The organism is Streptomyces sp. NPDC019224 (assembly GCF_040632605.1).
Lineage (GTDB): Bacteria > Actinomycetota > Actinomycetes > Streptomycetales > Streptomycetaceae > Streptomyces.
The window spans coordinates 1-22309 of record NZ_JBEYCF010000036.1; the positions used below are offsets into that span (position 1 = coordinate 1).

Below are 22309 nucleotides of genomic sequence, written 5' to 3' on the forward strand. Positions count from 1 at the left end.
ATGATCTTCTTTCTGGTCGGCGCCGCCGCGCTGCGCCCGCACGGGGGCGTGTCCGGGGGCTCACGTCCGCCGTGCCCCCCCCCCGGCCGGCCGGGGGCGGCGCACGGCGTCAGATCTCCGCGTCGCCGGGGCCCTCGGCGCCGAACTGCTCGGCGCGCAGGGCGAGGTCCTGCAGCACGTCCGCCGAGGTGACGTCCGTCTGCCCGGAGTCGTGCACCTGGGCCAGCATGGCGAACGCCAGGGTGAACGCCCCGACGAGCTGTTCCACCGCACCGCCGACCTCACGCCCGACGAGGACCACCACGTCCTCGACGGTGGCGTCCTCCGGGATCGCGATCCGCGGCATCGTCTCGTTGAGAAGGGCGGTCACCACGGTCGAATCGGTGTCGGCGTCGTCCCGGTCGGGATTCTCCTCCAGCAGCCGGCGCATCTCCCCCGCCTCGGTGAGGATGCCGACCACACGCTTCACCACTTCGCTCTGCTCCATTCCGCGAGCATAGGCGCAGGCGGCCCGGCCCACAGGGACCGAGACGCGCGACGGTACGCCGTGCGGGGGCCGGACGGCCGCTCCCGTCTCGGCACCGGCGCCCGGGCCGCGTCCGCCGGACCACACTGGGGAAGAAGAGCGGGATCGGATGCGGACGGACCTGCCGACGGGTGGGGCGAGGAGGTGCGGCATGGGGTCGTGGGCCGGGTGGCGCGAGCGGGGCGCACGGATGCTGGACCGGGCCCCGGGGCGGGCGGCGGCCGCACTGGTGGCCGGTGCGCTGCCGGCCCTGGCCTTTCCCGCGCCCTCGTTGTGGTGGTTCGCCTATGTCTGTCTGGTCCCGCTGCTGTTGCTGATCCGGTCCGCCGGTACGGGGCGCGGGGCGGCGCGGGACGCGTGGCTGGGCGGGACCGGCTACATGATCGCCGTGCACCACTGGCTGATGCCGAGCCTGCATGTGTTCATCGTGGTCCTCGCGGCTCTGCTCGGTCTGCTGTGGGCGCCGTGGGGGGTGCTGGTGGGCCGGCTGCTGCGGGGCCCTGTGACCGGGCGGTCGGCGGTGGCGGCGATGGTCCTGGTGCCGTGCGGCTGGCTGATGATCGAGCTGGTCCGGTCCTGGGAGGCGCTGGGCGGACCGTGGGGGCTGCTGGGGGCGAGCCAGTGGCAGGTGGCGCCGGCGCTGCGGCTGGCTTCGGTGGGCGGGGTGTGGCTGGTGAGCCTGCTGGTGGTGGCGGTGAACACCGCGCTCACCGTGCTGCTGGTGCACTCCGCCGCCCGGGTCGCGGCCGCCGTGTCGCTCCTGGTGGGCGCCCTCGTGGTCGGTGCGGCCTGGGTGTGGGCACCGCAGCCCGAACGGGCGGGCACGGCCAGGGTGGCCGTCGTGCAGCCCGGGATCGTGGCGGGTCCGGGCAGCGTGCAGCGGAGGTTCGCCGTCAGCGAGGAGCTGACCCGGTCACTGGCGGGACGGGACGTCGATCTGGTGGTGTGGGGTGAGAGCAGCGTCGGCGTCGATCCGGTCCGGCGGCCCGACATCACGGCCCGGCTGGCGGCGCTGTCGCGGTCGGTGGGCGCGGACGTCCTGGTCAACGTGGACGCGCGGCAGACCGACGGGGCGGGGCGGACCGGGATCTTCAAGAGCGCCGTGCTGGTGGGGCCGCAAGGGCTCACCGGGGACCGGTACGACAAGATGCGGCTCGTGCCGTTCGGCGAGTACATCCCGGCCCGTTCGGCCCTCGGCTGGGCGACCTCGCTGGGCCGCGCCGCGGGCGAGGACCGGCTGCGCGGTACCGGCCCGGTCACGATGGGGGTGCCCGGCGCGGACGGCCTGCGCATCGGGCCGCTGGTCTGCTTCGAGTCCGCGTTCCCGGACATGAGCCGGCGGCTGGTCCGGGACGGGGCCGGGCTGCTGATCGCCCAGTCCTCCACCTCGTCCTTCCAGCACGGCTGGGCGCCCGCCCAGCACGCGTCGCTCGGCGCGCTGCGGGCGGCGGAGAGCGGCCGCCCGATGGTGCACGCCACCCTCACAGGCGTGAGCGCGGTGTACGGCCCGCACGGCGAGGCGATCGGGCCCCGGCTCGGCACGGACACCAGCGGCACCGCCGTGTTCGGGGTGCCGCTGGCCCGGGGCACGACGCTGTACGTACGGCTGGGCGACTGGCCGCTGTACGGGGCGCTGGTGCTGCTGGCCGTCTTCTGTACGTCGGAGGGGGTACGGGCCGCGCGCGCCCGGAGGCGTACGAGGCCGGTGGAGGCGGCTGCCGCTTCCTAGACCGCCTGTGGCGGGAAGCCCTGCGCGGCGTCCAGGTCGCGCAGGACGCGCTCGCAGAGTTCGTGGGTCTCCAGGGCGTCCCGGGCGCTCGGCTGACGGCCCGCGCGCACGGCGTCCAGGAACGCCAGCACGGCCTGTTCGATGCCGCGCTGACGGGCCACCGGAACCCAGTCGCCGCGCCTGCGCACGCTCGGCTGGCCCTTGTGGTCGATGACCTCCGCGAGGTTGAGCACCTCGCGCTTGGAATCCTGGCCGGAGACCTCCAGCCGCTCCTCGGTCGAGCCGCTGAGCCGGTTCATCGCGCCGATGGCGGTGAAACCGTCGCCGGACAGCTGGAGCACGACGTGGTGCAGCAGACCGTCGACGATCCTGCCGCTCACCACGGTGCGCTCGACCGGACCGGGCACCAGGAAGCGCAGCGTGTCCACGACGTGGATGAAGTCGTCGAGGACCATGGTCCGGGGCTCCTCGGGCAGCCCGATCCGGTTCTTCTGCATGAGGATCAGCTCGCGCGGGTGCTCGGCGCACTGGGCGTAACCCGGTGCCAGTCGGCGGTTGAAGCCGACGGCGAGGCCGGTCCCGCGCGCCTCGGCGAGCTCGACCAGGCGGGTGGACTCCTCCAGCGTGTAGGCGAGCGGCTTGTCGACGTACGTGGGGACGCCCGCTTCGAGCAGCCGGCCGGCGATCTCGGGGTGGGCGGCGGTCGATGCGTGCACGAACGCGGCGTCGAGCCCCTGGGCGAGCAGCGAGTCCAGGTCCTGGTGGCACCGGTCCGCCGGCACGCGGTGGGCGGCGGCGACCGAGGCCAGGGTGGCCCGGGTGCGGGTCTGCAGGTGCAGTTCGATGTCCGGCAGGGCGCCGAGCACCGGCAGGTACGCCTTCTGCGCGATGTCCCCGAGCCCGATGCAGCCGACCTTCACAGGTGTTCCTCTCACTGGCCGGCGCCGTGTGCCGCGAGCGTCCGGAGGGCCCGGCCACAGCGCTGCGGGCGCTTCCGTCGTCGTCCCGGGCAGCATACGTGGGTCCCGGGAGCCGCCTGCCGGTGATGCCGTCGAGGGCCGAGGCGGGGCACGAGCCGGGAGACGGGGGCGACGGAAAGTCGCGCACTGACGCGCCCGGCGTCACTCGTGCGGGCCAATTGCCGCGTACGGGCTCACCGGTTGATCACCGGCGCCGCAGAGTTGATCACGTGCAACGAACGAGAACCGCCGTGAAACTCCTGGCCTGCCTCGCGGTCGCGGCCCTGTCGGGGTGTGTGTCCGTCCAGCCGCGGCCGGCCGCCCCGCCGCTCCCCGGGGTCAGCCGGCCGGCGCACGACCTCACCCCGCAGACCGCCGGGCCGCCGGTCCACGACACCCTGGAGGCCGCGCCGAAGGCGAAGCGCTCCTCCTCGGCCTCGCCGTCCGCCGCGCCCAAGCCGCCGCCGGCGCCCCCGGCCGCGCGGCCCGGCGAGGCTCGCCTGCCACGACAGCGGCCCGAGCGCGCACCGGCCCCTCCACTGCCGCGCCGGATCGCCCCGGCCGCCCCCGCTCCCGCCCTGCCCGCGCCCGTCGGCGGCACCGGGGTGTGCGCCCTGGGGAGGGGCTACGGCCACTGGCCGGCGGGCAGCCCGCAGTCCCGTATCTGCGACCGCGCCTACGGCAGGTGACGCGGATGCGGTGACGGTGGCCGGGGGCGGCGGCGCCGGGAGAGCGGACCCGGGGCACGTGTCACCACTCGCGCAGCCGCCGCTCCAGCCGACCGATCGCCGCCCGGACGCCTCCCCCGTATCCGTCGTCCGCGCCGTCGTCGGCGAGCACCGCCGAGGCCGCCCGGGCCCGCTCCAGATGGTCCCGGGCGGCCGCCGGTCGCTGGAGCTTCACGTAGTCCGCGGCGAGGTTCAGGTGCAGCGAGGGGTAGAAGGCCCGCACCGCCTGCGCGTCCCGGTGGCCGGCCGCGCACTCGTCGGCCAGCGTCCGGGCTGCGGTCAGCGCCCGCAGGTCCCAGGCCAGTTCGTCGGCGGGGTCGTCCTGCGTATCAGCCATGTAGTGCGCCAGCGTGCACCGGTGCAGGGCGTCGCCGCCGTCACCGATCTCCGACCAGAGCGCGGCAAAGCGGTTGCGGGCCTCTTCCCGGTCGCCTCCGTGCAGCAGCATGACCGCCTGGCCGATCCTGGTCATGAAGACGTCCTCCGGCATCTCCCGCCGCTCCGTCACCACAGTCTCCCTCGCGCCCGTCCGCCCGCACCCGGCCGGTCCGGCTTCCGACGCTAACCGCCGGGGCGGGCGGACGCGTGGAGGCTCGGGGGCGGATCAGCCCAGGTCGGGGATGCGCCAGTCGATGGGCTGGTGGCCCTGCTGGGCGATGGCCTCGTTCATCCGGGTGAAGGGGCGGGAGCCGAAGAACTTCTTCGCGGACAGCGGTGAGGGGTGCGCCCCCGTCACCACCGCATGGCGGTCGGTGTCGATCAGCGGGAGCTTCTTCTGCGCGTAGTTGCCCCAGAGCACGAAGACCGCCGGGTCGGGACGGGCCGCGACGGCCCGGATCACGGCGTCGGTGAACTTCTCCCAGCCCTTGCCCTTGTGCGAGTTGGCCTCGCCGGCGCGAACGGTCAGCACGGCGTTGAGCAGGAGGACGCCCTGCTCGGCCCACGGCATGAGGTAGCCGTTGTCCGGGATGGGCAGACCCAGATCCTCCTTCATCTCCTTGTAGATGTTGCGCAGCGAGGGCGGGGTCTTCACACCGGGCCGCACGGAGAAGCACAGCCCGTGGCCCTGGCCCTCGCCGTGGTAGGGGTCCTGGCCGAGGACCAGGACCTTCACCTTGTCGTACGGGGTCGCTTCCAGGGCCGCGAACACCTGCTCCCGGGGCGGGTAGACCGGTCCGGCGGACCGCTCCTCCTCGACGAACTCGGTGAGCTCCTTGAAGTACGGCTTCTGCAGCTCTTCGCCGAGGACGCCGCGCCAGGACTCGGGCAGCAGGTCGGTGTCGGTCACGTGAACAACCTCCGGTAAGCAATCCGTTCTTGATCCCAGAACCTACCGGGCGCCACTGACAACGAGGTGCGCGTGCGGGCGGCCGGGGCCCGCCCGCACGGTGCTACCAGCTGGCCTTGCGGTACAGCTCCCACATCTGCATGACGGTCTGCGGGTCCAGGGCGCGCTCGCCGCCGCCGATGTCCTCGCCCGCGGCCACGTACAGCTTGCCCTGCCACAGCGGCAGCAGCCGCACGTCGTCGACCAGGATCTCCTGGGCCCGCTCGAACTCCTTGCCGACGGCGCCCCGGTTGCTCTGCTTGCGGGACCGGGGCAGCAGCTGCTTGGTGATCTCGTCCTTCACGTACGGCATGCCCGTCACGCTGTTCCTGCCCACGAACGGGGCGATGAAGTTGTCCGGGTCCGGGAAGTCCGGGAACCAGCCGCGGCCGAAGACGGGGTACTCCCCCTTGGTGAAGCCTTCCTGGAAGGTCTTCCACGGCCGGCTCTTCAGGGTGACGCGGAAGAGCCCGGACGCCTCCAGTTGACGCTTGAGCTCGTCGAACTCGGGCGCCGTCGAGGAGCCGTACCGGTCGGTGGTGTACCAGAAGGTCATGGCGACGGGCGTGGTGATGTCCGCGTCCGCCAGGATCCGGCGGGCCTTGTCCTCGCTGGGGTTGCCGAAGGTGTCGAAGAAGCTGGTGGCGTGCCCGGCGATGCCCTTCGGGACCATCGAGTACAGCGGCTCGGCCGTCCCCCGGTAGACCTTGGAGACGAGCGCGTCCCGGTCGATCAGCTGGGCTATCGCCCGCCGGACGGCGGGTTTCCCGGCGGCCGGGTCGTCCGGGTTGAAGACCAGGAAGCGGATGTCGGCGCCGACCGACTCGACGATCTGGAGGGCGTTGTCCTCGTCGCTGTCGCTGGTGTCCTCGATGCTGACGACGTCCTCGGCGGACAGGCCGCGGTAGGTGGCGTCGATCTCGTTCTTCCTGAGCGCGGCCACCATGGCCCCGGACTCCTTGAAGTACCGGATGGTCACGGCGTCGTTCTTGCGGTCGGCGAACCCCTTGTAGTCGGGGTTCTTCACCAGTTCGGAGCGGTCGCCCTGCGCGTAGGAGTCCAGCAGGTAGGGGCCGGAGCCGGTGACCTTGCCGTCGCCGCGGATCTTGTTCTTCGAGTACGCGCTCGGCGCGACCAGGGACATGGCCGGGGTGGCCAGCACGAACGGGAAGGTGGCGTCGGGCTTCTTCAGGTTGAAGATGACGACGTCGTCGCCCTTGGTCTCGACCCGGTCGAGCGAGGCGAGCATGCCGGCGGGTCCGCCCTTGACCCCGATCCGGGAGATCCGGTCGATGGAGTACTTGACGGCCCCGGCGTCGAGCTTGTCGCCGTTGGAGAACTTCAGCCCCTTGCGGAGCCTGCAGCGGTAGGCGGTGCTGGTGCGGTCGGTGAACCTGCACTCCTCCGCCGCGTCCGGCTCGGGCTCCGTACTGCCGGTGGGGAAGCTCACCAGGGTCTGGAACACGTTGCGCATCAGCTCCCAGGAACCGTCCCACGCCGCCGCCGGGTCCAGCGTCGTGGGCTCACTGGTCGTGCCGACGGCGAGCTTCTGGTCAACCTCCGAGCCGTCACCGGGCAGGAGCCCGCAACCGGCCAGCAGGGACAGGGAAGCAAGGGCTGCAGCGGCTTGCAGACTGGCCCGGTAGAACACGTGCACGCTCCTCGATCAGCCATGGGTCGGCAGACCATACCGCAGCGCCCCGCCGGACCAATCCGCAGGTCCGGCAGGGCACTTGAGGCATTCGCGGCCATACCGGCCCAGGCCGAATCTCAGCCCACGCCGGCATTCAGGAAGATGCCGCCGTCGACCACCAGGGTCTGGCCCGTGATCCAGGCGGACTGGCTGGAGGTGAGGAAGGCGGCGGCACCGCCGATGTCCTCCGGCACACCGAGCCGGCCGAGCGGGTAGGCGGCCGCGGCCTCCTCCTCGCGGCCCTCGTACAGCGCCTGGGCGAACCGGGTCTTGACGACCGCCGGCGCGATCGAGTTGACCCGGACCACCGGCGCGAACTCGTGCGCCAGCTGGAGGGTCAGGTTGACCATGGCCGCCTTGCTCATGCCGTACGCGCCGATGAAGGGCGAGGCGGAGACACCGGCGACCGAGGCGATGTTGACGATCGCCCCGCCGTTCTCCTTCTGCCACGCCTTCCAGGTCTGCTGGGCGAAGCCGAGCGCCGAGACCACGTTGGTCTCGAAGACCTTGCGGGCGACGTTCAGGTCGAGCTCCGCGATCGGCCCGAAGACGGGGTTGGTGCCGGCGTTGTTGACCAGGAAGTCGACCCGGCCGAAGGCCTCCATGGCGCGGGCGACGGCCACCGCCTGGTGCGCCTCGTCGTGCGCCTTGCCGGCGACGCCGATGGCCCGGTCCGAACCGAGCGCCTCGACGGCCTCCTTCAGGGCGTCCTCGTTGCGCCCGGTGATGCACACCCGGTCGCCGCGCTCGACGAACGCCTGCGCGATGCCGTAGCCGATGCCCCGGCTCGCGCCGGTGATCAGCGCGACCTTGCCGCTGTCCTGCACAGTCATGATGTCCGCAGCCCTTCGGTTCAGTTGAGTGGTCCGCCGGCGACGTACATGACCTGGCCGGAGACGAAGCCGGCGGCGTCGCCCGTGAAGAAGGCGATGGCGTTGGCGATGTCGTCGGGGACGCCGACGCGCTGGACCGGGATCTGGGTGGCGGCGGCCGCCTGGAACTCCTCGAAGCCCATGCCCACGCGGGCGGCGGTCTGCGCGGTCATCTCGGTGACGATGAAGCCGGGCGCGACGGCGTTGGCGGTGATGCCGAACTTGCCGAGTTCCTTGGCGAGGGTCTTGGTGAAGCCCTGGAGACCCGCCTTGACCGCCGAGTAGTTGGCCTGGCCGCGGTTGCCGAGCGCCGAGGAGGAGGACAGCGACACGATCCGGCCGAACTTGGCGTCCACCATGTGCTTCTGGACGGCCTTGGCCATCAGGAACGCGCCCTTGAGGTGCACGTTCATCACGGTGTCCCAGTCGGACTCGCTCATCTTGAAGAGCAGGTTGTCGCGGAGCACACCCGCGTTGTTGACGAGGATGGTGGGGGCGCCGAGTTCGGCGGCGACCCGCGCGACGGCGGCTTCCACCTGGGCGCCGTCCGACACGTCGCAGCCGACGGCGAGTGCCCTGCCCCCGGCGGCGGTGATCTTCTCGACGGTGTCCTTGCAGGCCGCCTCGTCGAGGTCGAGTACGGCGACGGCGCGGCCCTCGGCCGCCAGACGTACCGCGGTGGCGGCACCGATGCCCCGGGCCGCTCCCGTCACGATGGCTACGCGCTGCTCGCTGGTGGACATGCTTGGCTCTCCTCGCCCTTGGATAGCGGCTCAGCGGACGTCGGGGCGCTCCCTGCGAGAACCGGCCCGATGGCTGAGCAACCGCTTAGTACCTTCAGCAGACGAGACGCTAGAAGCCCTGGCACCCGGTGTCAACGGCCCACGGGGGCAGCGGCGCATGTCACACTCCGCCGGGCCGCCGTCACACGGTGCGCGGACGCCGGCCCGGGTCGCGCGTCAGCGCACCAGCAGGTCGAGAAGCCGTTCCACCTCCGCCTCGGGATCGGCGGTGAGGCCGCTGTGCACGGGCCCCGGCTGCACGACGGTGGAGCGCGGCGCGATCAGCCAGCGGAAGCGCCGCCCCGCGTCGTCTCCGGCGGCCTGGCCCGCGGCGGTGCCGCCGCGGCAGACCCCCTCGACGGCGTGCAGCGCGGCCCGGACTCCGGTCACGTCGGCGCCCGGGTCCAGCGCCTTCAGTTTCGTCTCGTCGAGCTCGGTGCGGGCTGCCACGAAGCCCTTGGCGCGGCAGTAGACCACCACCCCGGCGTTGAAGCACTCCCCGCGCTGGACGCGGGGGACGACGCGCAGCAGCGCGTACTCGAAGACATCGCGTTCGCTCATGCCCGGCCGCCCTTGTCGCTGTCCTGGGTGTGGTGGCGCGGGGCGAGGCGCTCGGTGATCCAGCCCGGGGCCTGGGAGGGTTTGTCGGGGGTGGGCGCGTCCATGACGATCCGCTCGTGAATGGTGGCCGCCCGGGCGAGCAGTGCGTCCGCGTACGCCTGGCGCAGCCGGTCCGTGGAGTCGAAGCCCGGCTCGTCCACCAGCCACTCGTCGGGGACGTCGGCCGCGACCTCGGCGAGCAGCTCGGGCGTCACCAGCGGGGCGAGCTCGGCGGCGGCCGCCGCGATGTCGGGTCCGAACGGGGCGAGCGCGTGGTCGGAGGCGTTGTACGGCTTGGCGACGGACGCCTGGGCGCCGGGCCAGTTGTGGTGCCAGATCATGGTGGCGCCGTGGTCGATGAGCCAGAGGTCGCCGTGCCAGACCAGCATGTTCGGGTTGCGCCAGGACCGGTCGACGTTGTTGATCAGCGCGTCGAACCAGACGACCCGCCCGGCCTCGCGCGGGTCGACCTCGTAGGCGAGGGCGTCGAAGCCGAGCGAGCCGGGCAGGAAGTCCATCCCGAGGTTGAGGCCCCCGCTGGCCTTGAGCAGCTCTTGCACCTCCTGGTCGGGCTCGGCGAGTCCGATGACCGGGTCCAGCTGGATCTGCGCCAGCTCGGGCACGCGCAGCCCGAGCCGTCGGCCGAGCTGCCCGCAGATCACCTCCGCGACCAGGGTCTTGCGGCCCTGACCGGCTCCGGTGAACTTCATGACGTACGTGCCGAGATCGTCGGCCTCGACGATCCCGGGGAGCGAGCCGCCTTCACGCAAGGGCGTGACATAGCGGGTCGCTGTCACTTCGGTAAGCATTTTCCCAGGTTATCGGCCCGTCCGAGCCGCGGAGCACAGCCACTCGGCCGGCCCCGCCCCCTCGCCGGGAACGCCCCTTCGTCCTCCGGGGAGCACGCGCGGGCCGGCCGGCCGCTCGGGGGCGGGCCCCCGGCCTCAGTCGAAGCGCAGGTCGGCGAGTTGCCGTTCGAGGGCGGTGACGTCGTCCGCGGGTTCGGCCCGGGGCGGGCGGGCCGCCATGAGGGCGGCCAGTTCGCCGCCCGCCCGCCGGATGCGCGCGGGAAGGCCGTCGGTGTACTCGTCTCCCCCTGATCCCCAGTCCTCGGACGCCGCGTACACCGCGGTGGGAACGACGGCGGCGCGCAGATAGGAGAAGAGCGGGCGCAGGGCGTGGTCCAGGACCAGGGAGTGGCGGGCGGTTCCGCCCGTCGCCGCGACCAGGACGGGCTGCCCGGTGAGCGCGTCCGGGGCGATCACGTCGAAGAAGGACTTGAACTGTCCGCTGTAGGAGGCCGTGAACACCGGAGTCACGGCGATCAGGCCGTCGGCACCGGTCACCGCGTCGATCGCGGCGGCCAGACGCGGCGGTGCGAAACCGGTCACGAGATGGTTGGCGATGTCGCCGGCGAGTGCGCGCAGCTCGACGACCTCGATCGACACGGTGTGGCCCCGGCCGACGAGTTCGTCGCGGGCCGCCTCGGCCAGCCGGTCGGCGAGCAGGCGGGTGGAGGAGGGCGTGCTCAGCCCCGCGGAGACGACGGTCAGCTTCATGCGGCGGCCTCCCCCCGCCGCGTCGCGGCGGCGGTGACCCGTGCCGCGTGCGTCGGTGCGTCCGGAACGTCGGCGGGACGCCCGTTCGCGAACTCCTTGCGCAGCGCGGGCACGACCTCCTCGCCGAGGATGTCGAGCTGCTCCAGGACGGTCTTCAGGGGCAGGCCGGCGTGGTCCATCAGGAAGAGCTGGCGCTGGTAGTCGCCGACGCTCTCCCGGAAGGCCAGGGTCCGCTCGATGACCTGCTGGGGAGAGCCCACCGTCAGCGGGGTCTGCTCGGTGAAGTCCTCGAGCGACGGGCCGTGGCCGTAGACGGGAGCGTTGTCGAAGTAGGGACGGAACTCCCGTACGGCGTCCTGGGAGTTCTTCCGCATGAAGACCTGTCCGCCGAGGCCCACGACGGCGTCCTCCGGCCGGCCGTGGCCGTGGTGCGCGAACCGGCGCCGGTAGAGCTGCACCATGCGCCGGGTGTGGTCGGCCGGCCAGAAGATGTTGTTGTGGAAGAAGCCGTCGCCGTAGAAGGCGGCCTGTTCCGCGATCTCGGGGGACCTGATGGAGCCGTGCCAGACGAAGGGCGGGACGCCGTCCAGGGGCCGGGGGGTCGAGGTGAAGGCCTGGAGCGGCGTACGGAACGTGCCCTCCCAGTCCACGACGTCCTCGCGCCACAGCCTGCGCAGCAGCGCGTAGTTCTCCTTGGCGAGGTTGAGGCCCTGACGGATGTCCTGTCCGAACCACGGGTACACCGGGCCGGTGTTGCCGCGTCCCAGCATGAGGTCGACCCGGCCGTCGGCCAGGTGCTGGAGCGTCGCGTAGTCCTCCGCGATCTTCACCGGGTCGTTGGTGGTGATCAGCGTCGTGGCGGTGGACAGGATCAGCTTCTCGGTGCGGGCGGCGATGTAGCCGAGCATGGTCGTCGGCGACGACGGGACGAACGGCGGATTGTGGTGCTCGCCCGTCGCGAAGACGTCCAGGCCGACCTCCTCGGCCTTGAGGGCGATGGCGACCATCGCCTTGATGCGCTCGTGTTCCGACGGCGTGCGGCCGTCGGTGGGGTCGGGGGTCACGTCCCCGACGGTGAATATGCCGAACTGCATGGGGTCTCTGTTCTCCTGGTCCTGTCCGGGTCCTGCGGCGGTGGGCGTTGCTGTGGAAGGCGGGGTGACGCCGGAATTCCGGCGGCACCCGCCGCGGCAGGCGGCCGGGTTCCCCCGGCTGCCGCGCGGCGGTGCGATCCCCCTGGGTGAACCGGCGGGTGGGGCGTCACTTCGCCAGGAAGGCGAGGAGGGCGGCGTTGACCTCCTCGGCGTGGGTCCACAGCAGGCCGTGCGGGGCGCCCTCGATCTCGACGTAGTCGGCGGAGGCGAGCGCCTGGTGGAAGGGGCGCGCGGTGTTCTCGGCGGGCAGGATGCGGTCGGCCGTGCCGTGCACGATCAGGGCGGGCACGTCGATGGCCGGGAGGTCGGCGCGGAAGTCGGTGTACCAGGTCGCCGGTGCGGCGGAGGCGGCGAAGGAGCCGCCGCGTGCGGCGGTGTTCCAGCTGTGGCGGACGGCTTCCTCGCTGATCCGGGTGCCGAGGTTCTCGTCGAGGTTGTAGAAGTCGTCGAAGAAGGCGGTGTAGTAGGCGTAGCGGTCGGCCTTGACCGCGGCGACGACTCCGTCGAAGAACTCCTTCGGGGCGGCGCCGTCCGGGTTGTCGTCGCTCCGGAGCAGGCAGGGCTCCAGCGAGGCGAGGAACGCGACCTTGGCGACGCGGGCGGAGCCGTACGTGGACACGTAGCGGGCGACCTCGCCGGTGCCCATGGAGAAGCCGACGAGGACGGCGTCGTTCAGGTCGAGGGTCTCCATCACGGTGTTCAGGTCGGCCGCGAAGGTGTCGTAGTCGTAGCCGGTCGTCGGCTGGGAGGACTGCCCGAAGCCGCGGCGGTCGTACGTGATCACGCGGTGGCCGGCTTCGAGGAGCGCGGCGCTCTGGCGCTCCCAGGAGTGGCCGTCGAGGGGGAAGCCGTGGATGAGCACGACCGGCCGGCCGGTGCCGTGGTCCTCGTAGTAGAGGTCGACGGCGGTGGTGTTCTCCTGGCCCACGGTGATGTACGGCATGGGGGTCTCCTCGATGCGAATCGATGCGAAGTGGCTGGTCCGCGCCTGGTGCGGTACGGAACGCCGTCACGCTACGGTCGGGGAGGCGCAGCCTGTTGTCGCGCCACGCACTGCGTCTTGTCCATGAGTGCAGCGGTCCGCCCGGTCCGGAAGCAGACCGGGCGGACCGCACGTCACCGGACGTTTCCGCCGGTTCCCGCGATTCCTGCCTGTGGTTCTGCCTGGAGACAGCACCGACGCGCTGCTTGGCTGGTCGGTGCGGGCGGGAACCCGGGCCCCGCCGAAGTGGTCCGGTCGCGCTGGAGCGGTCGCCGTCCTACGACGAGCCGTCCGGCCCCGCCGGACACCGGCCACCGCCTTCCGGGGAGGCGCGGCGTCCTGATTCCCCGCCGCAGCCCCGGAACCACTTCCCCCTGACCGGAGAGCAATGTGAGCTTGGTGTTGTCGACCGCCTCCGTACCGGACCGGGACAAGGTCGCGTACTGGAACGACGCGGTGAGCAGGACGCTGGTGCCGATGACGGTCGCCCCTCGGGGTGACGGCCCGTTCGACGGCCGGATCGCCACCGACCGCCTCGGCTATCTGCAGGTCTCCACCCTGGAGGCCGACGCGGAGCGGGTCAGCCGCACACCGGCGCTGATCGCCAGGTCGCCCGAGGCGCTGGTGGCGGTCGGTGTCCAGGTGTCCGGCACGGCCACCTTCGTCCAGGACGGCCGGCGGGCCGCGGTGGGCGAGGGTGACCTGGTGGTGTACGACACGAGCCGGCCGTACTCCTTCGACTATCCGCAGCGGTTCGCCACACACGTCTTCCAGCTTCCGCGCCGCGTGCTGGGCGTGTCGGACAGCGACATCCGGCAGGTCACGGGCCACGCCATCGGCACCGGGGACGGCTTCGGCGCGATGCTGCTCCCGTTCCTGGCCGCCGTGGCCTCCTCCTCGTCCGGCTGCTACCCCCCGGCCGTCGCGAACCGGCTGGCCGGCAACGTCGTCGACCTGTTCGCCACTCTGATCACCGACCGGACCCACCCGGACGGCACGGACACGGACGCAAGCAGCCATCTGATGCTGCGCGTCCGTGACCACATCAACCGGAACCTGGGCGACCCGGACCTGTCGCCCGAGCTCATCGCCCGGACGCACCGGATCTCCGTCCGGTATCTGCACCGGCTGTTCGAAGGGGAGGGGACCACCGTCGGCCGGTTCATCCGGCAACGGCGACTGGAGGAGTGCGGCCGCGAACTGGCCCGCCGCGGCAGGACCGCCCCCACCGTGTCCGCCGTGGCCCAGAGGTGGGGCTTCGTCAATCCCGCCCACTTCAGCCGGGCCTTCCGCGCCGCCTACGGCGTCTCCCCCCGTGAATGGCGCAACCTGCGTACCGCCCAGGAAGACCTGGGCCGGCCCCCGGGAGTCGCTTCGGTGCCCGGGACCGCCCCGAGGACGCCGCCGATGTCCGCGGCGCCGCCCCGGCAGGGGGCTGTCCTCCCGCTGCCCAGCGGGTAGGGTCCCCGACCGGAGCCGCGCGGGCCACTCGGTGCACGCCCCGTTCCTGCGGCGGCAACGGCCCGGGCCGGCAGCCGCCGCTCCCCGTTCCGCCGCTCGACCAGGGACCCGGTGCTCCGAACCACCCTTTCGCTTCAGACCCTCCCGGCAGGAGACCCTGTGTGACCGACTACGTCTCTTCGCCCGCCAGGCCCCCGCTCCTGGACCGCCTCACCCGGGCATTCGTGGCCCGGCACACCTGCCCGCCATCGCTGAACGACCCGGACCCGGAACAGGCCCGTCTGGACCTCGCCCGGCTCCAGGGAAGGACCGCCCCCGACCCTCTCGACGAGGAGGCCACCTCCACGGAGTGGTTCGCTCTGCCGGGCGGGCCGACGGGTCACGTACGGGTGCAGGTGGTCAGGCCCGCCGACAGTACCGGCGAGATCCCCGTCGTGCTGTTCCTGCACGGTCTCGGCTGGGTCCTGGGCGACGCCGGCACCCATGAACGTCTGGTGCGCGCGTTCGCCCTCGGCACGGACGCGGCCGTGGTCTTCGTCGAGTACGAGCGCGCCCCCGAGGCGCGGTATCCGATCGCCGTCGAGCAGTGCTACGCGGTCGCGAAGTGGCTCTGCGAGCGAGGCGGCGAAATCGGCCTCGACGGAAGCCGGATGGCCGCCGTGGGCGACTCTGCGGGCGGCAACCTGGTGGCGGCCCTGACCCTGCTCGCCAAGGAGCGCGGCGGGGTGCGGCTGCTCCTGCAGGTGCTGCTCTGCCCGGTCACCGACGCCGGCTTCGACACCCCCTCGTACCAGGAGTTCGCCGACGGCTACTTCCTCGGCCGCGAGACCATGCGCTGGTTCTGGGACCAGTACCTGCCCGACGTACGGCAGCGGAGCCGGGCCACCGCATCACCGCTGCGGGCTTCGCTGGAACAGCTCGCCGGACTGCCCCCGGCACTGGTGGTCACCAGCGAGGCCGACGTGGTGCGCGACGAGGGTGAGGCGTACGCGGCGAAGCTCCGGGAGGCCGGCGTGCCGGTGGTCTCCATGCGCTACCACGGCACGGTCCACGGCTTCATGGTGCTCGATCCGCTGCGCGAGACGGACGCCGCGCGCGCCGCCCTCGTCCAGGCCCTCGACACCGTGCACGTGGCCCTGCACCGGCACCGGGGCTGAGCCCTCCGCCACGGGGCGGGTGGCGCACGTGCGCGGGCGCGTCGCGCGGCAAAAGACCTCGCTCACTCGGCGGGGAGCGTGTCCAGGAGCCTCTGCGCGGCCGCCAGCTCCTTGCTGCCGGCCGTGTCACCGAGGGCGAGGGCCTGCCGGAGGCGGGAGCGGGCTTCCTCGGTCTCGCCCAGTTCGATCAGGGCCTCCCCCAGGTGCAGGAGGGTCTCGCCCTCGCTGTGCGGCATGCCGATGCGGCGGAAATGGTCCTGGGCCAGGCGGTAGTGGTCGGCGGCCTCGCGCCACCGCCCCAGGGCGGCGTAGTCGTCGCCGAGGGCACCACCGGCGAAGGCGCGGTAGGTGCCGGCCGCGTGCCCGCTCACCGGGCAGTCGGGTCCGTCGAGGAAAGCGATGATGCGCTGGTGCTGGGTCAGGGCCTCCTCGGCACGGCCGAGTTCGCGCAGCGTGGCACCGTAGGGGCCCATGGCTTCGATCCAGCCCTCGTACTCGCCGATGGCCTCGAACAGGCCGGCGGCGGTGCGAGCCTTTTCGAGGCCCTTGCGGGCCTCTCCGAGCCGCCGGTGCGGAAGTACCGCGTTGACCAGTGCCCAGGCCTGCTGAGAGGGGTTCTGGGCCCGGCGGGCGTGTTCCAGCGCTTCGTCCGCCCGTTCCACGCTTTCGCTGTACCTGTGCTCGCAGGGGGTCAGGACAACGGCGTAGTGGTTGAGGTGGACAGCCTGCAGATAAGGGTCGCCGAGGGCGGCAGCGGCTTCGCTGGACAGACGGAAGATCTCGACCCAGGGGTTCTGGAAGAGCGAGAGGGCGCAGTACCACTCCATGGCATCGGCGGTCTCGACGACCCTGGAGTGCTCGCCCCGACGGGCCGCTCCGCGCAGCGCGGCGAACCAGGCGGAGGCCTCGCTGTCCAGCCATGCCCGGGCCTCCGAGGCGCTCTGCAACGGAACCAGGCCCTGCCAGGAGGAGGGCGGTGCCCCGTACGCGGGCTTGAACCAGCGAGCCGCGACCACAGCCGTCTCCAGCAGCCAGGTGCGCAGCCGGCCGTCGGCCGCTTCCCGCTCGCCGGGTTCCTCCTCCAGGGACAGCCGGGCGCGGGCGAACAGGCGTATCAGGTCGTGCAGTTGGTAGCGGCCGGTGAAGGTCGCCCGGAGCAGGCCGCCCTCGACCAGCTCCTCCATCACGTCCTCGGCCTCGAAGACGTCGGTGGCGGTCAGGGCGGCACCGTAGGCGGCGGTCATGTCCGGCCCGGGGACCAGGCTCAGCAGCCGCAGCATACGGGCGGCCTGGGCGGTCAGCTGACGGTAGGACAGCTCGAACGCCGCCTCCACCCGCACATCGCCCGCGGCCAGAGCGCCCAGTCGGCGTTCCTCGTCGGTCAGGCGACGGACCAGGTGGCCGACGCTCCACGCCGAGCGGACCGTCAGCCAGTTTCCCGCCACCCGCAAGGCCAACGGCAGATGTCCGCACAGCTCCGCGACCCGCGCCACGGCATCGGCCTCCGCGTCGGCCCGCTCAGCACCCAGGATCCGGCGCAGCAGCTCGACCGCGTCGGCCCGGTCCATCTCGGACAGTGCCATGCGCTCGACATCCTCGAGGCCGCTCAAGGGGCGGCGGCTGGTGACCAGGACCAGGCTTCGTCCGCCCGCGGGAAGCAGCGGCCGGACCTGCCCCTCGTCACGGGCGTTGTCCAGGACCACCAGGCACCGGCGCTCGCGCAGCAGCGCCCGCAGCAGCCCCGCGTGGCCCTGCGGATCCTCCTTCGCCAGCCGGCGGTCCGACACACCAAGGGCCTTCAGCAGCTTCAGCAGCGCCTCACCCGTGTCCACGGGGCCTTCCACCCCGTGCAGGTCCACCACGAAACACCCGTCGGGGAAGTCCTCCGCCAGGTCCGCCGCCGCCTTCAGCGCAAGCGTCGTCTTCCCGCACCCCGGAGGACCCGAGACGACCCATACCGGCACCTTCCCGCCGGCCCGGGCCCGGTCCGCCGACTCCCGCAGGAGTGCCAGCTCCGGTTCACGCCCGGTGAAGTTCCCCACCGACCGCGGCGGCACAGCCGTCCCCGCCACCGCGACCACGCGCGTCGGACGCGCCGACCGTCCCACGGCCAGCAGCGCCGCCCGCTCCGCGTCCGCCAGCCCGAGCCCCTCCGCAAGGGCCGCCACCGTGCGGCGCTGCGGAACCCGGCTGCGCCCGCGCTCCATGTCGCCGATGGCCCGGACACTGACGCCCGACGCCTCGGCCAGCTCCTCCATCGTCAGACGGCCTCGCTGTCGCAGACCACGCAGAACCGGACCGAACGGCTTTTCCTCGAACAAAACTCCTCTTTCCTCCCGCCCGAGGAAAGAATACGGCGGCCAGATCGGGAAATCCGCAGGCCGGCAGTACTGAGCGCGAGGCCGGGCCCATCCCGCGGGGTGGGCCCGGCACAGGCTGGGCGTCAGTGGGCCGTGGCCCGGACCACGTCCTGGATCGGTTCGGCCACGGCCTTCGGCTGAGCGAGCGTGACCAGGTGCGAGGAGTCGACCTCGACGGTGGTCATGCCGGCGCGCTGGTAGCCGTAGCGCTCCCCCTCGGGGTTGATGGCCCGGCAGGAGGTGGCGACCAGGCCCCACGAGGGCTTGCTCCTCCACGCCGCGCCCGGCGCCGCCTCGGCGAAGACACCGTGGACCAGGACGGCGGTGGGACGGGCGTGCCGGGACGTGGGTGAACTCCTCGGTGCGTGGGCGGTGGGGTGGAAGGCGGGGTCGGACGTGCGCGCTTCAGAGGCCGAACCGGGCGCGGCGCGTCTCGGGCACCAGGTCGGTGTACTCGGGGTGTTCGCGGATCCACCCCCGGATGAAGGGGCAGTACGGCAGGACGTGCAGCCCGCGTGTCCGGGCGTCGTCGAGGGCTCCCCGGGCGAGCAGCGAGCCCAGGCCCCGGCCGGCGAACCGGGGATCGATCTCGGTGTGGATGAACGCGATCTCGGTCTCCGGCTCGTCCTCCGGGAGGAAGTACTCGGCGAAGCCCGCGGTCTCCGTGCCGTCGTCACCGGCGAGTACCTCGTACCGGGACTTCTCGGGGCGGTCCGCCACCTGCGGTTCCATGGATGCTCCTGTGCGCTTGCGGTGTACCGGGTCTCGGGGGGTGTTTCAGAGCGTGCGGCGCACGCCTGCCTGGCGTTCCAGGTTGCGGAGCTGGACCGTGAGGTCGCCCTCCACGGCGGCGTGGGCGGGGCCGCTGCGGCCGATGGGCAGGACCTCCTCGCTGCGCATGTCCTCCAGCATCAGGGCGAACGCCGCGTACATCGCGACGAGCGCCACCAGAAGGCCGAGGGCGCCGGAGGCGCGGGTGAGCCATTCGGCGCCGGTGAGGCCCGCCACCCCGGTGGCGGCCCAGCGGGGCAGGGAGACCGCCAGGACGAGCCAGAGCGCGCGCTTGGGCCGGGTCACGGCGGTCATCAGCGCCCCGAAGCACAGGAGCGCCAGGTTGAAGACGCCGAGCACGCGCAGGCCGTCGGCCGCACCGCTGAACATGACCAGTGCGTAGGCCAGCCAGCTGCCGGCGAAGACGGCCATGAGCGTCGCCGCGATCACGTCACGGGCGCCGAAGGCGAGGATGCCCACGAGGAACTGCAGGGCGAAGGCGGGCAGTACGCAGAGGGCGACGGCGGCGCGGGCCTCGTCCTCGAAGAGCCCGAGCTGCATGCATCCCGTCATCACGGAGGCGATGGCCACCGTGAAGAAGCCCAGCGGCATGGGTGAGGCGATGGGGCGCAGGTTGATCCGGGTCATCGACCGGAGGTCCGGTTCGAAGCCGCGCGCCGGGACGGTGACGGGCCCGGCGTCCGGCCGGCTGTCCGGCCCGTCGTCGGCGGAGGCGGAGTCAGTACTCATCGTGGGATCTCTCGTTCAGTGCTCGAAGCAGGGGTCGAGGAACGGCGGAGGCGTGTCGGGAGCACCGCCTCGGGCGACGCGCCAGAGGCGGTGCTGCTCGGACTCGGCGACCGCCTCGGTCACGAGCGCCGCCTGGCGGGCCCCGCTCTGGTAGCCGCCGAAGTGGGCCACCGGGCTCCACTCCGGGCTGACCGGCGGGACGGCCTCGTCGAGCCCCTCGTACTCCGCGGTCGCGTAGACGATGCGGCCGCCGACGACGGTCAGCACGGACTCGATCCCGGGGATGGCGTCCTCGGGCACGGTCAGGAAGTCGTCGGACAGGATCGCGAGGTCGCCGTACCAGCCGTCCCGCAGGCTTCCCTTGACGTCCTGTTCGCCGGTGAGCCGTGCTCCGCCACGCGTGTAGAGGCCGAGCGCGGTCTCGCGGTCGATCCGGCCGCCGGCCGGGTGGAGCGCCGTGCCGCCGACGGTGCGCCCGGTCACCAGCCAGTGGAGTGCGACCCACGGGTTGTACGAGGAGACGCGGGTGGCGTCGGTTCCCGCGGCGACGGTCAGGCCCCGGTCGAGCATGGCCCGGACCGGTGGGGCGTGGGCGGCCGCCTCGGCGCCGTAACGGTCGCGGAAGGCGGTGCCCTGGAAGGACATCCGGTTCTGGACGGACAGAGCGCCGCCGAGGGCCGCGATCCGGTCCAGACTGTCGGCCGAGACGGTCTCGGCGTGGTCGAAGAGCCAGCGGTTGGCGCCGGGGAAGAGCCCTTCCGCCGCGAGCTTCTCGAAGACGGCCAGGTCGCGGCGGATCGTCTCGTCGTAGGTGGCGTGGAGCCGGAAGCCCCAGCCGTTCTCGAGCAGGAGCCGGACCGCCTTCTCGAACTCGGCCTCGTACCCCTCGGCGAGTTCGGGACGGGGTTCGGAGAAGTTCTCGAAGTCGGCGGCCGCCCAGGTGAGGTTCTCGCCCGCTCCGTTCAGGCGGAGCCACTCGTCCCCCTCGCCGGGCTCGACCATCTCGGTCCACCGCTTCAGGTCGGCGAGCTCCTGGCCGGCCGTCTGCGGGAACAGGTGGTAGGCGATCCGCAGGGACAACTCCCCCGACCGGGCGAGGTCGGCGACCGTGGCGTAGTTGTCGGGGAAGTTCTGGAACCCGCCGGCGGCGTCGACCGCGGAGGTCAGCCCGAAACGGTTCAGCTCCCGCAGGAAGTGGCGCGTCGACGTGCGCTTGTCGGCCTCGTCGAGGGCCGGCGCCTTGGCGAGCGTCGAGTAGAGGATGAGGGCGCTGGGCGCCGCGAGGAGCACGCCGTTGGGTTCGCCGTCCCTTCCCCGTACGAGGTGGCCGCCGCGCGGGTCGGGTGTGTCGCGGGTGAATCCCGCCGCCCGTACCGCCGCCCGGTTCATCAGGGCGGACTGGTAGAGGTGCAGGACGAACACCGGGGTGTCGGGGGCTGCGGCGTTCAGCTCGGCGACGGTCGGCATCCTGCGTTCGGCGAACTGTTCGGCGGTCCATCCGCCGACGACCCGGATCCACTGCCCCTTGGGCGTGCGGCCGGCCTGCTCCCGCAGCATGGTGAGGGCGTGGCGGAGGCTGCGCACCCCGTCCCAGCGCAGCTCCAGGACGTAGTTCAGGCCGCCCCTGATGACGTGCAGGTGCGAGTCGTTCAGGCCGGGGATCACCCGGCGGCCGAGGGCGTCGACGACCTTCGTGCCCGGCCCGACGAGGTGGCCCAGGTCGTGGTCGTCGCCGAGGGCCGCGACCCGCCCGTCGCGGATCGCGACGGCGCGGGCCTCGGGACGGCCGGGGTCGCCGGTGAACACCTTCGCGTTGCGGACGAGGAGGTCGGCCTGCGCGGGTTCCTGACGGGGGGCGGGCACGAGGCCCGCGACGGGCATGCTCGGAGACGGCCCGCTCATGCCAGGGCCTTGCGGAGGGTGTCGACGGCGAGACCGATGGCGAGTTCCGCGCCCTGCGTCTCACGCAGCGCGTTCAGCATGACGAAGTCGTGGATGACCCCCTGCACGCGAAGGGCGGTGACGGGGACTCCGGCGGCCCGGAGCTTCGCCGCGTACGCCTCGCCCTCGTCGCGCAGGACGTCGGCCTCCGCGGTGACGACCAAAGCCGGCGGCAGGCCCGTGAGCTGCTCGGTGGTGGCGCGCAGCGGCGAGGCGGTGATCCGGGCGCGCTCGGCCTCTTCGGTCGTGTACTGGTCCCAGAACCACTTCATGGCGTCGCGGCGCAGGAAGTAGCCCTCGGCGAAGGCGTGGTAGGAGTCGGTGTCGAAGCTCGCGTCGGTGACCGGGTAGAAGAGGACCTGGTGGGTGAGGCGGACGTCGCCGCGCTGCTTGGCCATGAGGGTGAGGGCTGCGGTCATGTTGCCGCCGACCGAATCGCCCGCGACGGCGATCCGGGTGCCGTCGAGGTCCTTGCGGTGTCCCTCGCGGGCGATCCACTGGGCGACGGTGTAGTTCTGCTCGATGGCGACGGGGTAGCGGGCCTCGGGCGAGAGGTCGTACTCGGGGAAGACGACGGCCGCACGGGTGCCGACGGCGAGTTCGCGGACGAGCCGGTCATGGGTGTGGGCGTTGCCGAAGACCCAGCCCGCTCCGTGGATGTAGAGGATGACGGGGAGCGGGCCGGTGGCGCCGTGCGGGCGGACGAGGCGGGCGCGGACGTCGCCGGTGGGCCCGCCGTGGACGGTGATCCATTCCTCGTCCACGGCGGGCAGGGGCACGCCTTCACCGCTCTGGACGCCGTCCACGGCCTTGCGGCCGTCCGCCGGGGGGATTTCGTAGAGGTACGGCGGCTGGGCGGTGGCGTCGGCGAAGGCTTGGGCGGCGGGTTCGAGGATCGGCGTGATCGCCATGAGGGGTTTCCCTTCGTGGGACGGACGGGGGGGTAGGGGCGGGTGTT

The 22309-nt window shown here is 72.5% G+C and carries 21 protein-coding genes and 1 pseudogene; 4 read left to right on the forward strand and 18 right to left on the reverse strand.

All coding sequences use genetic code 11. The annotated features are described in order from the left end of the window. Positions 1–109: 109 nt before the first annotated feature. Complete coding sequence (locus ABZ564_RS21940) at positions 110–487, reverse strand: hypothetical protein (protein ID WP_181509053.1); 378 nt, start codon at positions 485–487, stop codon at positions 110–112. Positions 488–677: 190 nt separating this feature from the next. On the opposite strand from ABZ564_RS21940, the gene lnt reads away from it, so the two are divergent. After that, entirely contained in the window at positions 678–2255 is a 1578-nt protein-coding gene (gene lnt / locus ABZ564_RS21945; protein ID WP_360858955.1) for an apolipoprotein N-acyltransferase, read from the forward strand. Here the strand turns inward: lnt and ABZ564_RS21950 are convergent. Further along, a complete protein-coding gene (locus ABZ564_RS21950; protein WP_360858958.1) occupies positions 2252–3175 on the reverse strand; it encodes a Gfo/Idh/MocA family oxidoreductase in 924 nt (307 codons plus the stop codon). The genes lnt and ABZ564_RS21950 overlap by 4 nt on opposite strands. A gap of 290 nt (positions 3176–3465) precedes the next feature. On the opposite strand from ABZ564_RS21950, the gene ABZ564_RS21955 reads away from it, so the two are divergent. After that, positions 3466–3903 carry a hypothetical protein gene (locus tag ABZ564_RS21955; RefSeq protein WP_360859132.1) on the forward strand — a complete coding sequence of 146 codons (438 nt, stop codon included), beginning with the start codon at positions 3466–3468 and terminating at the stop codon, positions 3901–3903. 61 nt (positions 3904–3964) lie between these two features. On the opposite strand, the gene ABZ564_RS21960 is transcribed toward ABZ564_RS21955, so the two are convergent. The 10 genes from ABZ564_RS21960 to ABZ564_RS22005 all read right to left on the reverse strand — a co-directional run bounded on the left by ABZ564_RS21960 (position 3965) and on the right by ABZ564_RS22005 (position 12872). After that, on the reverse strand, positions 3965–4450 hold the full coding sequence (locus ABZ564_RS21960; protein WP_360858961.1) for a hypothetical protein: 486 nt from the start codon (positions 4448–4450) through the stop codon (positions 3965–3967). A gap of 96 nt (positions 4451–4546) precedes the next feature. Continuing rightward, positions 4547–5230 (reverse strand): uracil-DNA glycosylase, encoded by a 684-nt coding sequence (locus ABZ564_RS21965; protein ID WP_360858964.1) that lies wholly within the window; start codon positions 5228–5230, stop codon positions 4547–4549. Between the two features lie 103 nt (positions 5231–5333). Next, on the reverse strand, positions 5334–6920 hold the full coding sequence (locus tag ABZ564_RS21970) for an ABC transporter substrate-binding protein (RefSeq protein ID WP_360858967.1): 1587 nt from the start codon (positions 6918–6920) through the stop codon (positions 5334–5336). 119 nt (positions 6921–7039) lie between these two features. Then, the gene (locus ABZ564_RS21975; protein WP_360858970.1) at positions 7040–7795 is read right to left on the reverse strand and encodes an SDR family oxidoreductase; all 756 of its coding nucleotides are present in this window, start codon (positions 7793–7795) and stop codon (positions 7040–7042) included. A gap of 20 nt (positions 7796–7815) precedes the next feature. Beyond that, the gene (gene fabG / locus ABZ564_RS21980; RefSeq protein ID WP_360858973.1) at positions 7816–8577 is read right to left on the reverse strand and encodes a 3-oxoacyl-ACP reductase FabG; all 762 of its coding nucleotides are present in this window, start codon (positions 8575–8577) and stop codon (positions 7816–7818) included. A 216-nt stretch (positions 8578–8793) separates the two neighbouring features. After that, positions 8794–9177: a DUF3037 domain-containing protein gene (locus ABZ564_RS21985; protein ID WP_360858975.1), complete on the reverse strand. Its 384-nt coding sequence runs from the start codon at positions 9175–9177 to the stop codon at positions 8794–8796. Then, on the reverse strand, positions 9174–10025 hold the full coding sequence (locus ABZ564_RS21990; protein WP_360858977.1) for a HipA family kinase: 852 nt from the start codon (positions 10023–10025) through the stop codon (positions 9174–9176). Before ABZ564_RS21990 ends, ABZ564_RS21985 begins: the two co-directional genes overlap by 4 nt. Positions 10026–10160: 135 nt before the next feature. Further along, positions 10161–10775, reverse strand: a complete 615-nt coding sequence (locus tag ABZ564_RS21995) for an FMN reductase (RefSeq protein WP_360858980.1) — start codon at positions 10773–10775, stop codon at positions 10161–10163. Further along, on the reverse strand, positions 10772–11869 hold the full coding sequence (locus ABZ564_RS22000; RefSeq protein WP_360858983.1) for an LLM class flavin-dependent oxidoreductase: 1098 nt from the start codon (positions 11867–11869) through the stop codon (positions 10772–10774). Before ABZ564_RS22000 ends, ABZ564_RS21995 begins: the two co-directional genes overlap by 4 nt. Before the next feature lie 166 nt (positions 11870–12035). Further along, the gene (locus ABZ564_RS22005) at positions 12036–12872 is read right to left on the reverse strand and encodes an alpha/beta hydrolase (protein WP_360858986.1); all 837 of its coding nucleotides are present in this window, start codon (positions 12870–12872) and stop codon (positions 12036–12038) included. Between the two features lie 429 nt (positions 12873–13301). Between ABZ564_RS22005 and ABZ564_RS22010 the strand changes: the two genes are divergently transcribed. Further along, positions 13302–14372 carry a helix-turn-helix domain-containing protein gene (locus tag ABZ564_RS22010; protein ID WP_360858989.1) on the forward strand — a complete coding sequence of 357 codons (1071 nt, stop codon included), beginning with the start codon at positions 13302–13304 and terminating at the stop codon, positions 14370–14372. Positions 14373–14533: 161 nt separating this feature from the next. After that, complete coding sequence (locus ABZ564_RS22015; protein ID WP_360858992.1) at positions 14534–15529, forward strand: alpha/beta hydrolase; 996 nt, start codon at positions 14534–14536, stop codon at positions 15527–15529. A gap of 62 nt (positions 15530–15591) precedes the next feature. On the opposite strand, the gene ABZ564_RS22020 is transcribed toward ABZ564_RS22015, so the two are convergent. The 6 genes and pseudogenes from ABZ564_RS22020 to ABZ564_RS22045 all read right to left on the reverse strand — a co-directional run bounded on the left by ABZ564_RS22020 (position 15592) and on the right by ABZ564_RS22045 (position 22262). After that, entirely contained in the window at positions 15592–17850 is a 2259-nt protein-coding gene (locus tag ABZ564_RS22020; RefSeq protein ID WP_360858994.1) for a helix-turn-helix domain-containing protein, read from the reverse strand. A 122-nt stretch (positions 17851–17972) separates the two neighbouring features. Further along, positions 17973–18191, reverse strand: a pseudogene (locus ABZ564_RS22025) (alpha/beta hydrolase); the annotation flags it as partial. 103 nt (positions 18192–18294) lie between these two features. Then, positions 18295–18621: a GNAT family N-acetyltransferase gene (locus tag ABZ564_RS22030; RefSeq protein WP_360858996.1), complete on the reverse strand. Its 327-nt coding sequence runs from the start codon at positions 18619–18621 to the stop codon at positions 18295–18297. A 45-nt stretch (positions 18622–18666) separates the two neighbouring features. Continuing rightward, positions 18667–19410, reverse strand: a complete 744-nt coding sequence (locus ABZ564_RS22035) for a GPR1/FUN34/YaaH family transporter (protein ID WP_360858999.1) — start codon at positions 19408–19410, stop codon at positions 18667–18669. 15 nt (positions 19411–19425) lie between these two features. Then, a complete protein-coding gene (locus ABZ564_RS22040) occupies positions 19426–21312 on the reverse strand; it encodes an amidohydrolase (protein ID WP_360859002.1) in 1887 nt (628 codons plus the stop codon). Next, complete coding sequence (locus ABZ564_RS22045; RefSeq protein ID WP_360859004.1) at positions 21309–22262, reverse strand: alpha/beta hydrolase; 954 nt, start codon at positions 22260–22262, stop codon at positions 21309–21311. Before ABZ564_RS22045 ends, ABZ564_RS22040 begins: the two co-directional genes overlap by 4 nt. Between the last annotated feature and the right edge of the window lie 47 nt (positions 22263–22309).